This window comes from Sphingobacterium sp. Lzh-3 (assembly GCF_046764375.1).
GTDB lineage: Bacteria > Bacteroidota > Bacteroidia > Sphingobacteriales > Sphingobacteriaceae > Sphingobacterium.
This window is the reverse complement of sequence record NZ_CP177226.1, coordinates 5,217,480-5,233,037: the sequence shown is the minus strand read 5'-3', so window position 1 is coordinate 5,233,037 and position 15,558 is coordinate 5,217,480. Positions and strand designations below refer to the sequence as shown.

General features: G+C 38.3%; 13 protein-coding genes. 2 read left to right on the top strand and 11 right to left on the bottom strand.

Annotated features, from left to right (window positions below; all coding sequences use genetic code 11):
* Positions 1-11: 11 nt before the first annotated feature.
* On the bottom strand, positions 12-965 hold the full coding sequence (locus ACLCDV_RS22090; RefSeq protein ID WP_343568789.1) for a transketolase family protein: 954 nt from the start codon (positions 963-965) through the stop codon (positions 12-14).
* Between the two features lies 1 nt (position 966).
* Positions 967-1,815, bottom strand: coding sequence for a transketolase (locus ACLCDV_RS22085; RefSeq protein WP_075994134.1), 849 nt, complete (start codon positions 1,813-1,815; stop codon positions 967-969).
* Positions 1,816-1,985: 170 nt separating this feature from the next.
* Between ACLCDV_RS22085 and ACLCDV_RS22080 the strand changes: the two genes are divergently transcribed.
* Positions 1,986-4,403 (top strand): glycoside hydrolase family 3 N-terminal domain-containing protein, encoded by a 2,418-nt coding sequence (locus ACLCDV_RS22080; RefSeq protein WP_333577648.1) that lies wholly within the window; start codon positions 1,986-1,988, stop codon positions 4,401-4,403.
* Positions 4,404-4,529: 126 nt separating this feature from the next.
* Here ACLCDV_RS22080 and ACLCDV_RS22075 read toward each other — a convergent pair whose 3' ends face one another.
* The 4 genes from ACLCDV_RS22075 to ACLCDV_RS22060 all read right to left on the bottom strand — a co-directional run bounded on the left by ACLCDV_RS22075 (position 4,530) and on the right by ACLCDV_RS22060 (position 7,228).
* Positions 4,530-5,084, bottom strand: coding sequence for a NifU family protein (locus ACLCDV_RS22075; RefSeq protein ID WP_286770018.1), 555 nt, complete (start codon positions 5,082-5,084; stop codon positions 4,530-4,532).
* Between the two features lie 72 nt (positions 5,085-5,156).
* Positions 5,157-6,506: an adenylosuccinate lyase gene (gene purB / locus ACLCDV_RS22070; protein ID WP_088162908.1), complete on the bottom strand. Its 1,350-nt coding sequence runs from the start codon at positions 6,504-6,506 to the stop codon at positions 5,157-5,159.
* Positions 6,507-6,632: 126 nt separating this feature from the next.
* On the bottom strand, positions 6,633-6,857 hold the full coding sequence (locus tag ACLCDV_RS22065) for a hypothetical protein (RefSeq protein ID WP_046671847.1): 225 nt from the start codon (positions 6,855-6,857) through the stop codon (positions 6,633-6,635).
* Between the two features lie 146 nt (positions 6,858-7,003).
* A complete protein-coding gene (locus ACLCDV_RS22060; RefSeq protein WP_046671848.1) occupies positions 7,004-7,228 on the bottom strand; it encodes a hypothetical protein in 225 nt (74 codons plus the stop codon).
* Between the two features lie 327 nt (positions 7,229-7,555).
* On the opposite strand from ACLCDV_RS22060, the gene ACLCDV_RS22055 reads away from it, so the two are divergent.
* Complete coding sequence (locus ACLCDV_RS22055; RefSeq protein ID WP_317669591.1) at positions 7,556-8,905, top strand: acyl-CoA dehydrogenase family protein; 1,350 nt, start codon at positions 7,556-7,558, stop codon at positions 8,903-8,905.
* Between the two features lie 116 nt (positions 8,906-9,021).
* Here ACLCDV_RS22055 and ACLCDV_RS22050 read toward each other — a convergent pair whose 3' ends face one another.
* From ACLCDV_RS22050 to rplS, 5 genes are all read right to left on the bottom strand, one after another.
* The gene (locus tag ACLCDV_RS22050; RefSeq protein ID WP_333577647.1) at positions 9,022-9,807 is read right to left on the bottom strand and encodes an META domain-containing protein; all 786 of its coding nucleotides are present in this window, start codon (positions 9,805-9,807) and stop codon (positions 9,022-9,024) included.
* Between the two features lie 118 nt (positions 9,808-9,925).
* Complete coding sequence (gene yidC, locus ACLCDV_RS22045) at positions 9,926-11,752, bottom strand: membrane protein insertase YidC (RefSeq protein WP_333577646.1); 1,827 nt, start codon at positions 11,750-11,752, stop codon at positions 9,926-9,928.
* Positions 11,753-11,791: 39 nt separating this feature from the next.
* Positions 11,792-13,402, bottom strand: coding sequence for a CTP synthase (locus ACLCDV_RS22040; RefSeq protein ID WP_317669594.1), 1,611 nt, complete (start codon positions 13,400-13,402; stop codon positions 11,792-11,794).
* A gap of 123 nt (positions 13,403-13,525) precedes the next feature.
* Entirely contained in the window at positions 13,526-14,611 is a 1,086-nt protein-coding gene (locus ACLCDV_RS22035; RefSeq protein ID WP_317669595.1) for a carbohydrate-binding family 9-like protein, read from the bottom strand.
* 297 nt (positions 14,612-14,908) lie between these two features.
* Positions 14,909-15,256, bottom strand: a complete 348-nt coding sequence (gene rplS, locus ACLCDV_RS22030; protein ID WP_209581561.1) for a 50S ribosomal protein L19 — start codon at positions 15,254-15,256, stop codon at positions 14,909-14,911.
* Between the last annotated feature and the right edge of the window lie 302 nt (positions 15,257-15,558).

Here is a 15,558-nt window from a genome sequence, read left to right as displayed (position 1 = left end):
GCGTAGTTTTGTTATTTTCTTTTGATTACTTTTTGAGCCGCTGCAACAATAGCCGCTGCATTCAGACCGTATTTTTCCATCAATTGAGCAGGAGTACCTGATTCTCCAAAACTATCATTTACAGCAACGTATTCTTGTGGAGTAGGCAACTCTCTTGTTAATACCTGAGCAACGCTATCACCTAAACCGCCAAGACGATTATGCTCTTCCGCCGTTACGACACATTTGGTTTTAGCAACAGATTTTAAAATAGCTTCTTCATCCAAAGGTTTGATTGTATGGATATTGATAATCTCAGCGTTGATGCCCAACTCAGCTAATTTCTCACCAGCTTGGATAGCTTCCCATACCAGATGACCTGTAGCAATGATTGTAACATCCGTTCCTTCATTTAATAATACCGCCTTACCAATCACAAATTCCTGATCAGCAGGAGTGAAGTTAGGAACTACAGGACGGCCAAAACGCAAATAAACTGGTCCATGATATTTGGCTGCTGCAATTGTAGCCGCTTTTGTTTGATTGAAATCACAAGGATTGATCACTGTCATTCCTGGTAACATTTTCATCAAACCGATATCTTCTAAGATTTGGTGAGTTGCACCATCTTCACCTAAGGTTAGACCAGCATGCGATGCGGCAATCTTTACATTTTTGTCCGAGTAAGCAATCGATTGGCGAATCTGATCATAAACACGGCCTGTCGAAAAATTTGCAAATGTACCTGTGAATGGGATTTTACCACCGATCGTAAGTCCGGCAGCAATACCCATCATGTTTGCTTCCGCAATACCGATTTGGAAAAAGCGCTCAGGAAATTCTTTGATAAAATCGTTCATTTTTAACGAACCGATTAAATCAGCACATAATGCAACTACATTCTCATCTTGCTTTCCTGCTTCTAGTAAGCCCGCACCAAATCCTGAACGTGTATCTTTTGACTCTGTATAAGTATATTTTTTCATGCTAGTAATCTCCTAAAGTTTCTGTAAGCTGATTCAACGCCGACGCCAATTGTTCGTCATTTGGAGCAACACCATGCCATTTATGAGAACCCATCATAAAATCAACACCGCTACCCATTTCAGTATGCATCAGAATAATGACTGGTTTACCTTTTCCTGTACGTGATTTAGCTTCTGCTAAACCTGCAACAACAGCATTCATGTCATTGCCTTTAGCAATTTCCATCACATCCCAGCCAAATGCTTCCCATTTTGCACGAAGATCACCAAGAGATAATACTTGATCTGTAGATCCGTCAATTTGTGCTTTGTTATAGTCAACAGTAGCGATCAAATTGTCGATTTTGTTGTGTGGTGCGTACATTGCAGCTTCCCAAACTTGGCCCTCCTGCAATTCGCCATCACCCATTAATACATAAACTAGATTATTGTCTTTATTCAATTTTTTTGCCTGTGCGGCACCAATTGCAACAGATAATCCTTGGCCCAAAGATCCCGAAGCAATACGAATGCCCGGAAGGCCTTCGTGTGTTGTTGGGTGACCTTGAAGTCTGGAATTGATTTTTCTGAACGTTGCTAATTCGCTCACTTCAAAATATCCCGCATGCGCCAATGTACTGTAAAATACAGGAGAGATATGTCCATTTGACAGGAAGAATAAATCTTCTCCTTTTCCATCCATGTCAAAGGAAGGATTGCGTTTCATTGCATTGAAATAAAGCGCCACAAAGTAATCTGTACAACCTAACGAACCACCTGGGTGTCCTGATTGACAAGCGTGTACCATACGTACGATATCACGTCTTACCTGTGATGCAATTTGTTCTAGTTTGTTAATATCTGCACTCATTTTTTTTGTTGGTTTCACAATTGGTCGTAAAGTTAACTATTTTTAAGCTAGATGCTTGTTAAAAAATGAATTTATATTGACTTATCCCAGATTGAAGATATGTTTGATCTGCGGATTTTTATTTTTTTTGTACCTTGCTTCACTTTATAAAACCAACAATTTTCAGCATAATGCCTAATCAACTCAAAAGCAGCCTTATTATTTCAGCGCTCTCAGCCCTTTATTTGCATTGTTCTGCCCAGCACATCAACATTTACCATAAGGGTTGGATCGATTTTAACAAAAATGGGAAAAAGGATATTTATGAAGACCCCAAACAGAAAATAGCCAGTCGCGTGGAGGATCTGTTGGCTCAAATGACTGTTCAAGAAAAGGCCAATCAGACGGTTACACTCTACGGTTATGGGCGGGTTTTGAAAGATGAGCAGCCCACTGCCGCTTGGGACAAAGAGATTTGGAAACACGGCTTGGCCAATATCGACGAAATGTTGAATAGCCTGGCTTATAATAAGTCGGCAAAAAGTTCATTTTCGTATCCCTTCAGCCGCCATGCGCAAGCCTTAAATAATGTTCAAAAATGGTTTGTGGAAAACACACGACTTGGTATTCCCGTTGATTTTACCAATGAGGGGATTCATGGACTCAATCATGATCGCGCTACCTCCCTGCCGGCGCCAATCAATATTGGAAGTACATGGAATACTTCACTGGTACGTAAAGCTGGCGATATAATTGGTAGGGAAGCCAAATATCTGGGCTATACCAATGTCTATACGCCTATTCTTGATGTTTCTAGAGATCCGCGCTGGGGAAGAGTGGTTGAAACCTATGGGGAAGATCCGTTTCATATCGCCGAAATGGGGAAACAAGTTGTTTTAGGAATTCAACAAAATGGCGTCGCATCCACATTGAAACATTATGCGGTCTATTCTGTGCCCAAAGGGGGAAGAGATGGCAATGCACGTACGGATCCTCATGTTGGCTTTCGTGAGATGCATTCGCTTCACCTCTATCCATTTAAAAGGGTCATAAAGGAAGCAAAACCTTTGGGAGTCATGAGTAGTTATAATGATTATGATGGCGTGCCTGTATCAGCCAGTAGCTATTTTTTACAGGACTTACTCCGAAAAGATTATGGTTTTGAAGGATATGTGGTGTCCGACAGTGAGGCGCTAGAGTTTATTTACAACAAACACCATGTTGCTGCAAACTATAAAGATGCTATTAAACAGGCATTAGAGGCGGGTTTGAATGTGCGGACAAATTTTGATCCACCGAGCACATATCTAACGCCACTAATGGAACTAATAGAAGAAGGAGGGCTGGATATCAAAATATTGGATCAGCGGGTTCGCGAAGTCCTGACCGTGAAATTTAAACTGGGTTTATTTGATCATCCATTGAGAGAAGATACAGCGATAGCCGATAAAAAGGTGCATACCCCCGCAGATGAAGAAGTATCACTTCAAATAAATAGGGAGTCAATTGTACTTTTGAAAAATGAACAGAATCTTCTTCCAATAGACGTGAATAAATACAAACGAATTTTGGTTACGGGACCAATGGCAGAGGCAACAAATTATACGACAAGTCGCTATGGACCTTCCAATAATCCGATCACAACCATCAAAGATGGGATCATAAACTATGCAAAAACAAAGGCACTTCGGGTTGATTATGCCAAAGGGGTAGATGTCGTGGATAAAAACTGGCCTGAGAGTGAGATTATTCCAACAGACTTGTCAAGCGAGGAGCTGGAAAAGATGGCCGACGGTGTTCGTCTCGGTAAAGAATCTGACCTAATCATAGCCGTAATGGGCGAGTCGGAACGGGAAGTCGGTGAAAGTCGGTCGCGGTCAGATCTAAATTTGCCCGGCAAGCAACGCGACTATTTAATGAAATTGAAGGAAACAGGTAAACCTATTGTGCTGGTACTTGTCAATGGCCGTCCGCTTACTGTCAATTGGGAAAATAAGTATCTACCTGCAATCGTAGAGAGTTGGTTTCTTAGCAATCAGTCGGGAAATGTTCTTGCCGAAATGCTGTTTGGAGCATATAGTCCTAGTGGAAAATTGCCTATTTCATTTCCAAAGTCCGTCGGACAGGTTGAAATGAATTTTCCGACCAAGCCCGCTGCACAGGCGGGGCAGCCTGGGGTCGGGCCCAATGGCTGGGGAAACAGCCGGGTTGTTGGCTTTTTATACCCTTTTGGATATGGATTAAGCTACACCGATTTTAGTTTTTCAAATTTACAACTCACCAAGAAACAGATCAGACCAACAGATTCTCTAACAGTTACGGTTGATGTTGAGAACATAGGAAAGAGGAAAGGTGCCGAAGTCGTTCAGCTTTATATCAAAGATTTGCTGTCTTCGGTAACGACTTATGAGATGGATTTGCGTGGATTCGAAAAAGTTGAACTTAATCCAGGGGAGAAGAAGACCTTACAGTTTATGGTCTTACCTGCCCATCTTGAACTTTTGGATCGCAATAATAACTGGACAGTTGAACCCGGCAAATTTGAACTATTTATCGGTAATTCTTCTGTTAATCTCCCGCTTAAAGATTCATTTGAAGTAGTCAATTAGGTTAAAAAATTGCTGTACCAAGCAGATATCGTATAGCGATTATTTCTTCTTAAGAATAGTGAATAAAAAAAGGATTCAGCAAAATTAATTACTGAATCCTTTTTTTATTGTATCGAATAGCTATGATTACATGGCCTCAGCGACAACTTCAGTCACTTCTGGAACCATGCGTTTCAACAAGCCCTCAATTCCTGCTTTTAATGTGATTGTCGAAGATGGACAGCCACTGCAAGAACCTTTTAGTTCAACTGTCACAATACCTTCGTTGAAGGATTTATAATGGATTGCTCCACCATCTTGTTCAACAGCAGGTCTTACATAATCATGTAATACTTGTTGTATCTTTACTTCAGTTTCGGTGCCTTCAAAATTAACCTCGGCATCATGGTGTACCGTTTTTACAGCAAGTTCAGACTCTACAGCACCTTTTACAAAGTCTTTTAGCAAGGCTTCAATGTCTTCCCATTCCGCATCATCAGTTTTGGTAATGGTCACAAAATTACTCGCAAAAAATACCCCATTTACAAAGTTAAATTTGAATAATTCAAGTGCAAACGGTGAATCTTGTGCTGCTTCTTTATTTGGAAAATCCACACTACCGTTGATCAACAATTTATTGACCAAGAACTTCATTGTAGAAGGGTTGGGTGTAGACTCTGTATATACGTTAATCGTAGCCATGTAGTATCTATTTTTATTCCAAGCAAATATAGTTCAAATGAAGCTTTGTTAAGGTCATCTATAAGTAAAAGCTTACAAAGTGACACCTGTGTAGTTAGAAGGACTGATCGCTTTCAGTTCCTCTTTAACTTCGGCTGATACATTGAGATTATCAACAAATGTTGCAATCGTTTCTTTTGTAACATGTGTGTTGGTACGTGTTAAGTCCTTTAAAGCTTCATACGGCTTTGGATAGCCTTCCCTTCTTAATATAGTTTGTAGTGCCTCCGCAACAACAGCCCAATTATTTTCAAGATCGTTAGCCAATGCCTGTTCGTTTAAAATCAATTTGCGTAACCCTCTCAAAGTCGATTTAATAGCAATTAGGGTATGTGCAAATGGAACACCAATATTACGTAATACCGTAGAATCTGTTAAATCCCGTTGAAGACGGGAAACAGGTAATTTAGCCGCAAGGTGTTCAAAAATTGCATTTGCAATACCTAAATTTCCTTCTGCATTTTCAAAGTCAATTGGGTTGACTTTATGTGGCATCGCCGAAGAACCGATTTGGCCCGCAGTGATTTTTTGTTTAAAATATTCCATCGAAATATATGTCCAAATGTCACGGCATAAATCGATGACAATATTGTTTATCCGTTTTAAGGCATCACAGCTTGCAGCAAAGTTATCGTAATGCTCAATCTGTGTGGTCGTTTGTGAACGGTCTAAGCCCAAGATATTGTTTACAAAATTATTACCAAAATTGATCCAATTTGTCGCTGGATATGCAACGTGATGTGCATTAAAATTACCAGTTGCACCACCAAATTTCGCTGAATACGGTACTTGATGTAATAGTTGCAATTGACGTTCTATGCGCTCGATAAAAACATAAAACTCTTTACCCAAGCGAGTTGGAGATGCAGGTTGTCCGTGGGTACGTGCCAACATCGGGATGTCTGACCATGACGTTGCTAATGATTTTAACTCATGAAGCAACTCTTCGATTGCCGGTGTATAGCTTTCTTTAATGGCTTCTTTCCAGGAAAGTGGAATCGCTGTATTATTGATATCTTGTGAAGTCAAACCGAAATGAATGAATTCAAGGTAGTCCTGTAATCCTAATTTTTCGAATTGATCCTTTAGAAAATATTCAACAGCTTTAACATCATGGTTTGTAACTTTCTCTGTGTTTTTGATCCAAATGGCATCTTCTTCAGAAAAATTCCGGTAGATATCCCGCAATTTTTCATTGAGTGTTTTGTCAAACTGTTGCAATTGAGCAATGCCGGATTCACTTAATGCAATAAAATACTCGACTTCTACGCGTACACGATATTTTATTAAAGCAAATTCGGAAAAAAATGCTGAAAGTTCATTGGTATTATTGTAATAGCGTCCGTCAATAGGCGTAACTGCTGTTAAAGATGATAAAGCCATAGATTGAATGATTTTTGGCAAAGGTAAAAAAATGCTTGGAGCTTAGCAATTTAATTGGTGTAGATATAAAAAAAGCCTCCTTGTTGAAGGAAGCTTTCTATACGATGTAAATTCTTTTTCAGCGAATTAGTGAGCAGCTTTAGTTGAATCAACTTTAGCAGCAGCTGAATCTACAGCAGATTTTGCTGAATCTACAGCAGTTTTTGCTGAATCCAATTGCGTGTTAGCTGAATCTAAAGCAACGTTAGCTGAATCAGTAGCAGCGTCAGTTTTTTTCGCTGTTTCACCACATGATGCGAAAGCCAATGTTAAAGCTAAACCTAAGAAACCGAATTTGAATGCGTTTTTCATTTTATTAAAATTAAAATATTTTTAAATCTTGTTATTTAGGAGTTAATACCATTAAAGCAAAAAGGTAACCCCTCTATTTATTTTTTTTGAAAAAAAGAAAGGCCTTTCGTAAAAAAGGCCTTCCAAAAGCTCTATTCAGTCCTAAATTATTTTTTAGTAGCAGCTGAATCAACTTTAGCAGCAGCTGAGTCAACTTTAGCAGCAGCTGAATCAACTTTAGTAGCAGCTGAATCTAATGTGTTAGCAGCTGAATCAACTAAAGCAGAAGCTGAATCTGCAGCACCTTCAGCTTTTTTCTCTGAATTGTTACAAGATGCGAAAGCTACAGTTAAAGCTAAACCTAAGAAACCGAATTTTAATGCGTTTTTCATTTTCTAATTTTCTAATTTAAATTGAAATAATTTTCTTTTTCATCTCTTAATACACGTAACCAAAAAAGGTAACCCAAAAAAAGATGTTTTTTTGAAAATATTTTTAACGCATTGTTTTTCATGTGTTTATAACTCTGTATTTTATTCAAAACATTCCTGATTCTACTGTTTTATTGAAGGGAGATTGGGCGATATAAGGTAAGATGTTGTCCATTCGTTTGTTTACCGGATAATTCGATCTTGTCAATTTGTATCATGTCATTTCCAAACAATTTTCGATTATTTTTCTTATTTTAAGAAGTAAACACTTAAAAAGAAATTGCAATTATGTTTGATAAAGTAAAGAATATAATGGATTTGGCAAAATCAATAGACTTTGGCAAATTGGAAGAAATATCGAAGAAAGTGGATTTGGGAGCAGTCATGGATGCCGTATCAAAAATGGATGATAAGCAGCTTCATGGTTTAATGAAAATGCTAAGTGCAGGAAAAGAAAAAAAGGAATTACCGCCTATTAATGGTGATTTCTATGCTATGGATAGCAAATTAAACGATTCAGATCGTGCATTGCAATTGAAGGTAAGGGAGTTTATGGAGACTGAAGTCAAGCCAATTGTCAATAAATATTGGTTAAGAGATGAGTTCCCTTTTGAAATAGTACCGAAACTAGCAGCTTTAAATATTTGTGGCTATACATACGATGGGTATGGCTGTATGGGGGGAAGTTCATTAATGGAAGGGATCATAGCGGCGGAGATAGCACGGGTAGATGCATCTGTAGCGACTTTCTTTGGCGTACAGAGTGGTTTAGCCATGGGATCAATTTATATTTGCGGATCCGAAGAGCAAAAACAAGAGTGGCTGCCCAAAATGCAGCAGATGCAAGTGATCGGTGCTTTTGGTTTAACAGAGCCCGAAGTAGGGTCGGGAGCAGCAGGCGGATTGACAACGACCTGTAGGAAGACAGCCGAAGGTTGGGTCTTAAATGGTCAAAAAAAATGGATCGGGAATTCCACCTTTTCCGATATCACAATCGTATGGGCAAGGGATCTTGATGATGGCGAAGTTAAGGGGTTTATTGTACGAAAGGATAATCCAGGTTTTACAGTTGAAAAAATTAAAGATAAGATGGCTTTGCGCATTGTGCAGAATGGCCTTATTACTTTAGCGAATTGTATCGTTCCAGAAAGTGATCGCCTGCAAAATGCAAATTCCTTTAAAGATACAGGAAAGGTTCTTCAGATGACGCGAGCAGGTGTCGCTTGGATGGCCGTAGGATGTGCGCGGGGTGCTTATGAAAATGCCTTGGATTATACGCGTAAAAGGAAGCAATTTGGTAAACCAATCGCTTCTTTTCAGCTTATTCAAAATCACCTGGTTGAAATGTTGTCCAATTTAACAGCTATGCAAACGCTTGTCTTCAGATTATCTGAATTACAGGATAAGGGTGAACTAAAAGATGAACATGCCTCGCTGGCCAAAGTCTTCTGTTCTTTACGTACGAGAGATATTGTTTCCAAGGCGCGAGAGGTCATGGGCGGAAACGGTATTCTGTTGGAGTATAATGTCGCAAGGTTTTTGGCCGATGCCGAAGCAATTTATTCCTATGAGGGGACAAAAGAAATCAATTCACTCATAGTTGGTAGAAGTATAACTGGATTTAGTGCCTTTGTTTAGGAGAGATCCGGCTGTTTTTTGGCTTCCTGTTACCAAATATCGCTTTATGCATAAAAAGGGCATTGTTTTTTTAAACAATGCCCTTTTTACTTCAGTTGGAGCAAAAAAGCAAGTTGCTATTTCCGTTTAAATCGCATAATAGCAATATCTCCCATGATAAATGTCAAGGTATTCTCGTTTACACTATAGGTGTTTACCTTTTCCAATGTCGAAAAGAAGGTTGCTTCACCATTACCTTCGCAGGCCATTTTCGTTGACATAATCGGGCCAAAATTAATGGTATTTCCATTGGTTTTAAAAGTCGTATTGTAGTTATTGCAGCTACTATTTCCATTTACTTTACCACTGGCAGCATCAAATGTCATTGTTGGTTTACGATTGGGATATAGGCCATCGAAAGCGATCCGTGGGCCGGAAATATAATCAAGTTCCCAAGTTCCACTAAGTTCTTGTTTATTGTTCTGAATTAACTTAAATTTTGCCAGGGGAGCCATCTTAGCTTTGTTTAGGCTAAGAATGCCATCCTTAATCGTATAATTATCTGCAGCAATCAGGTTTTTGGATAAAGCTTGTTCAATAGACATATCCGGACAGGCCATCATCGTAGACATGCCCTGAGCAAATTTAATCTTTCCATTTTTTGATAAAGTCAATTCTCCACCGATGCCATTACATCCGCCACTTGCACTGTAACTTTTTTCGTCTAGCTGCAGGTAAGGCATTTTGCCGTTGATCTGATCCGCTACAGGCTGTCCATTGATTTCAATCAATTGCCATTTTTTTCCAATTACTGACGACATGCTAATGTCTGAGTTTTGCTCATTCGCGTTCTTCTTGATCACAGAGCAACTTCCAAGACTAACGATTAAGATGGCCAATATGGCGATGTTTTTAAAGTTCATATTCTAAATTTTAACCTATTAACACCCTTTTTAACGTTTGGTTTGACAAAATGCTACAAAAGTTCACAAACAAAAAAGGCTTCCAATTTGGAAGCCTTCTTTATCAGTAGAATAAATTTTACGATTTGTTTTTGTTTTGTTGTGCCTGTTGTTGTGCACGCATCATTTCTTCCATTTTTGCCTGGAAGCTCGATTTTTTATCCGCTTTTGGATTCTTTTTATTTTCCTCCAATTTAGCTAGGATTTTCTCATCGTTCACCATGGAACGAATGACCAACTGAGTCAAGAACGTAAATAACGCACTTAAGAAATAGTAGTAGTTCAAACCTGCTGGGAAGCTATTCAAAACAAAGAAGAAGATCAAAGGCATGATATAGCCCATGTATTTCATTTGTCCTGTAGCACCAGATGTAGCGTTGTTATACCAAGTCGTTAACAATGTTGTCAATGTCATCAAGATACACATCAAAGAGATGTGGTTGAATGATCCAAAAATAGGTGCAAATGTAAACAGCGTATCATAGGTTGACATATCCTTCATAAACAAGAAGCTTTGTCCTCTCAATTCAAATAAATTTGGAAAGAAGTAGAAGAACGCAATTGTAAATGGCATTTGTAGGACAAGCGGAAGACATCCGCCAAGTGGATTTACACCAACCTGTTTGTACAATTTCATTTGCTCCTGCTGCATCAACATTTGATTGTCTTCACCCACTTTTGCTTTGATCTCATCCAGCTGCGGTTTTAATACACGCATTTTTGCCATAGAGACATAAGACTTGTAGGTCATTGGTGAAAGAATCAGCTTCAACATCAAGGTCAATAAAAGGATAACGATACCGTAGCTCATATGGAAACCATCCAGGAAGTTGAATACAGGTACTGTAATCCATTGGTTGATCCAACGCATAGGACCCCAACCCATGTTGATGATCGACTGATAATCATTCCCTTCAGCCTTCAATACATTGTATTGATTTGGCCCAAAGAAGAAGTTTAAGGAATAGTTATTGTCCTTATGATTATCAAATGCTAATTCCGCATTCGTATTGTAAAATTTGATAATGTCGGTTTCTGACGCATGTTTTACGTCCACCTTTGCATTGACAAAACCATCTTTGGCATTAAGGATACTGGAGAAGTAATGTTGTTTGAAAGCAATCCATTGTACTTTTTTCTCCAGAGCTTCATCCGCGTCTTTTGATTCGGAAAGATGGTCAACTTTATTATCTTCTTTATAATAAAGCGTAGACTTTTGTCTTTCAGACTCTATATTTTGTTCCTTTTGTCTCAACGTCGTATTCCAGTTAAGGGTCAATGTTTTTTGACTCTGCGGAATTAAATTCTGAATCCCTTTTGTATTAATATCCAGTCCTACATTATAACCTTTACCGGCAATTGAGTATACATACTCAATATATTGGTCGGCATTGTAATTTAGTCTGAATTTTACAGATTGTTTTCCTTCTCCGGAAACTTGGATGTCCGAAGATTCTGTATTGAAATATAAATCATTTGTTGATACGTTTTGACCAGCAGCATTAAACTGAAAGCCAAACTTGTTGTCATCACCTTCGAAAAGCATCAATGGTTTTCCGTTGAAATTCTTTTCACCTTTTAGTTCCACAGATTTAACTTTACCACCTTTTGTGCTAATTTTTGCAATGATGGTCTCGTTTTCAAGCGTAATGACTTTTTCTGTTCCAAATTTTGTAGCGCCAAAAGGCTTTTTCAGCTCCGCTGAATCAGCAATCACTGCTGTTTGTGCTGTTTTGGCTTTAGCGATAGAGTCACTTTCGGCAGGCAGTCCTTTTTCTGCACGTGCTTTAGCCTCTTGTCGCGCTTGTTCTTGTTTGATTTCTGATTCTGAAGGCTTCATCAGGTAAAATGAACCAGTGATGATAGCAAACATCAGGACCAAACCAATTAGGGTATTTCTATCCATTTTTAATAATTAAACTTAATTAATTGTATCCTTCTATTACTACTTTGATTTTTTGTTGGCCAAAGCAGCGGCTACAAAGCTAACAAAAAGTGGGTGAGGATTTGCAACAGTTGACTTTAATTCTGGATGAAATTGTCCGGCAACGAAAAATGGATGGTTTTTCAATTCGACAATTTCAACTAATCCAGTCTCCGGATTGAATCCTGAAGCAATCATTCCAGCTGCTTCATATTGTTTTAAATAGTCATTGTTAAATTCATAACGGTGACGGTGTCTTTCAGAAATTTTTGTTTTACCATAGATGGCAAAGGCCTTAGTTCCTTTTTTAATTTCACAGTCGTAAGCACCTAAACGCATTGTACCGCCCATATTGGTGATATTTTTTTGCTCTTCCATCAAATTGATGACCGGATTGCTGGTGTTGGCATCCATTTCAAAACTGTTGGCATCTTTTAATCCCAATACGTTTCTTCCGAATTCGATAACCGAACATTGCATACCTAAGCAGATACCAAAGAACGGAATATTATTTTCACGAACATACTGAATAGCATTTAGCTTACCATCCAAGCCGCGTTCACCGAAGCCCGGAGCAACCAAAACGCCATCCATATTTTTCAGTTTTTCAGCAACGTTTTCTTTTGTAACACTTTCAGCAGCAATATAGCTCACTTTTACTTTGCATTCATTTGTTGCACCGGCATGGATAAATCCTTCGGTAATGGATTTATAAGCATCTGGAAGCTCAACATATTTTCCAACCAAAGCAATATTAACTTCACTTGTCGGGTTTTTGAGCTTACCTAAAAAGTTTTTCCAGTTTTCTAGATCAGGCTCATTTTTGTTGGAAAGTTTCAATTTCGTTAATGCCGTTTTATCCAGATTTTCCTTGAGCATCAATAATGGGACATCATAAATCGTCGACGCATCGATAGATTCTACAACAGCGTTGATGTTGACATTACAGAATTGTGCTAATTTTTTACGGATTTCTTGCGATAATTTATGTTCAGTACGACACACTAGAATATCTGGTTGTACACCATATTCCAATAATGTTTTTACTGAATGCTGTGTAGGTTTTGTTTTAAGCTCACCAGCTGCAGCTAGGTAAGGGACTAAAGTCAAATGGATAACCAGCGAATTATTGGCTCCTAGTTCCCAGCGGAGTTGTCTTACGGCCTCCACAAATGGTAAGGACTCAATATCGCCTACAGTTCCACCCAATTCAGTGATGATAATATCATATTGACCAGACTCACCCAACAGTTGCATTCTGCGTTTTATCTCATCTGTGATATGAGGAATTACTTGAACGGTTTTTCCTAAATATGCACCTTCACGTTCTTGTTGGATAACGTGTTGATAGATGCGGCCTGTCGTGACGTTATTTGCTTGTGAGGTAGGGACATTCAGGAAGCGCTCATAATGGCCTAAGTCAAGGTCTGTTTCAGCACCATCTTCTGTAACATAACATTCTCCATGTTCATATGGATTTAATGTTCCTGGATCGATGTTAATGTAAGGGTCGAATTTTTGAATGGTAACTTTATAGCCACGCGCTTGGAGAAGTTTAGCAAGGGAGGCAGCAATAATACCTTTCCCCAACGACGAAGTAACGCCGCCCGTAACAAAAATATATTTAGTCATAACAATTAAAGGATTTTCAATTTTATGTGGTCAAACTGACCAATAATAGTTGCTCTATGTACGGGATACAAAGATAGCAATTTTTATTCAAAATCAGAATTGAAGATCGCTTGATTAATTAAATTAAAAATAGATATTGCCTTGGCTATCTATTGCTGTCTTTAATTTAGGCTGTGCTTTTGACTTAATTTCAATGCGATAGAAATTAGGAATGTTTGAAAAAACGATCTCATAATTTTTGTGCACATTTATAATTTCAGGATATAATTTGCTTAACTCCTGAACTGATGTTGCATAGCGTTTTTTATCGTTTCTATAGATCTGTTGCAGGTAAAACATGTTCCAGGCCGTTTTTTCAAGAGAGAGGAATTGCTCGTCGATCGGTTGCTGGTTCGTGCCATCGATAAATTTGATATGTCCCCAGCGTTCAGGATAATGCATGTTAACAAGCCCAATAGGGGACCAGACCCAATTCTCTTCAGGCAGCGTCTTACCCGTGTTGTCTTTTCTCTTACTGTAGGTTGTTTCGGTGTTGTCATAATGCCACTGAACGCGCGAGAAATTTATCTTCCAGATCTCATTGGCTTTAATTTGATTTCCTTCGCCAAAGTATTTCAGGCTCTTTACGGGTATTTTCATTTCCACTGTCCAATATTCATCCTTGTCTTGTGGGTTATTGATGGAGCCCGCGTGATAAACAGCACTTTCAATATCTTTTGTGTCCCAATTTAGATTAGCCCTGCCGCCAAAGCGATAGGGTTTAGTCATCAGAAGGTCCATTACTGTATTTAATGCGTTGATTTCAATCTCTATATATTCCGGAGATAATAGATTTGGTTTGAGAAAGATTTCAAAGTCATTGTCATGATAGATGATGGTATCTTTTTGTCTTAAAAAGCCTTTGATATGGGGTTCTTGGAGTTTAGCAAACAAGTAAAGATTTTCTTTGTCCCAAAGCATCTTGACTTTTGTTTCAAAGGCCGGAACAGGCTTAGTTGATCCTTCAATATCCTTAAAAGAATCTGTCCATGCCACTTTAGACCAGGAAGATTCATTGTCCTTTCCATCGATGGTAATCTTATCGGTTGCCGGATATACATAATAGGTTTGAGGGCGCGACTGTAACCGAAGAAATTCATTCAGATTTCGTTGTGCAAAAGTAGAGGCCGGATAGATAATGAAACAAATGATAAAAGCGATAATTCTCATCAAGATATAGTTTGATTTTTAGCGGTAGCCAAGTTGGGATGAAACAATATCAGTTTATTTTACGCCATTGTAACCATCTGCGATTCTACCTTTCAAATACGGTGTTAAAAGTAAGTAAAATGTTTTAGCGCGACAAAAAGAGGGGTGGGGTTTTGATGGACATTATCTAATTGTCCTAAATTTATTACATAAGGAGATTGGTGATATTGCCTACTTTTTTGAAAATGTCGGGCGATAGGGCATAAAAAAAGGCTTTGAATCAGTTCAAAGCCTTTTTTTATGCCGTGGTAGTCGTAATTAGATTCTTTTCGATTTAATACGAGCAGCTTTACCAGTAAGGCCGCGTAAATAGAATAATTTCGCGCGACGAACTTTACCGTAGCTGTTTACTACAATTTTTTCAATGTTTGGTGAGTTTACAGGGAAAATACGTTCAACACCTACACCGTTTGAGATTTTACGAACGGTAAAAGTAGCGTTAGCACCTTCGCTGTTTAATTGAATTACTACACCTTGGTACACCTGTACACGCTCCTTATTTCCTTCGCGAATTTTATAATGAACGCTGATGGTATCTCCAGCTTTGAAAGCGGGAATTTCATTCTTTACTACCGCTTGTTCTTCTACAAATTTTACTAAATCCATGATTTCGAGTAATTATTAACGATTTATATCCTGTAAAAATCGGAATGCAATATTACGACTTATTTTCTGAATATAAAAATACTTTTTTAAAAAACTATTGACTGATATTCAAATCGGATGCAAAGATATGAAAATGAAATGGATAATCTAAAGATATTTTGAATATTCCTTTGTAGGTTATATGGAGTGGGTTTTTGATTGCGAAATTCGATAGCGTATGTACTTTTTTTTAAAATATTATGCAATCAATCAGCTATTTACTGATTAATTTTCTGTAGGGTGTTGACAAAGTCAAAAAATGA

What these genes read in the sequence shown, in the direction of transcription:
- ACLCDV_RS22090 (WP_343568789.1), bottom strand. Translation starts at nt 965, where the DNA reads ATGAAAAAATATACTTATACAGAGTCAAAAGATACACGTTCAGGATTT.
- yidC (WP_333577646.1), bottom strand. Translation starts at nt 11,752, where the DNA reads ATGGATAGAAATACCCTAATTGGTTTGGTCCTGATGTTTGCTATCATC.
- rplS (WP_209581561.1), bottom strand. Translation starts at nt 15,256, where the DNA reads ATGGATTTAGTAAAATTTGTAGAAGAACAAGCGGTAGTAAAGAATGAA.
- ACLCDV_RS22080 (WP_333577648.1), top strand. Translation starts at nt 1,986, where the DNA reads ATGCCTAATCAACTCAAAAGCAGCCTTATTATTTCAGCGCTCTCAGCC.
- ACLCDV_RS22050 (WP_333577647.1), bottom strand. Translation starts at nt 9,807, where the DNA reads ATGAACTTTAAAAACATCGCCATATTGGCCATCTTAATCGTTAGTCTT.
- ACLCDV_RS22085 (WP_075994134.1), bottom strand. Translation starts at nt 1,815, where the DNA reads ATGAGTGCAGATATTAACAAACTAGAACAAATTGCATCACAGGTAAGA.
- ACLCDV_RS22065 (WP_046671847.1), bottom strand. Translation starts at nt 6,857, where the DNA reads ATGAAAAACGCATTCAAATTCGGTTTCTTAGGTTTAGCTTTAACATTG.
- ACLCDV_RS22055 (WP_317669591.1), top strand. Translation starts at nt 7,556, where the DNA reads ATGTTTGATAAAGTAAAGAATATAATGGATTTGGCAAAATCAATAGAC.
- ACLCDV_RS22035 (WP_317669595.1), bottom strand. Translation starts at nt 14,611, where the DNA reads ATGAGAATTATCGCTTTTATCATTTGTTTCATTATCTATCCGGCCTCT.
- purB (WP_088162908.1), bottom strand. Translation starts at nt 6,506, where the DNA reads ATGGCTTTATCATCTTTAACAGCAGTTACGCCTATTGACGGACGCTAT.
- ACLCDV_RS22075 (WP_286770018.1), bottom strand. Translation starts at nt 5,084, where the DNA reads ATGGCTACGATTAACGTATATACAGAGTCTACACCCAACCCTTCTACA.
- ACLCDV_RS22040 (WP_317669594.1), bottom strand. Translation starts at nt 13,402, where the DNA reads ATGACTAAATATATTTTTGTTACGGGCGGCGTTACTTCGTCGTTGGGG.
- ACLCDV_RS22060 (WP_046671848.1), bottom strand. Translation starts at nt 7,228, where the DNA reads ATGAAAAACGCATTAAAATTCGGTTTCTTAGGTTTAGCTTTAACTGTA.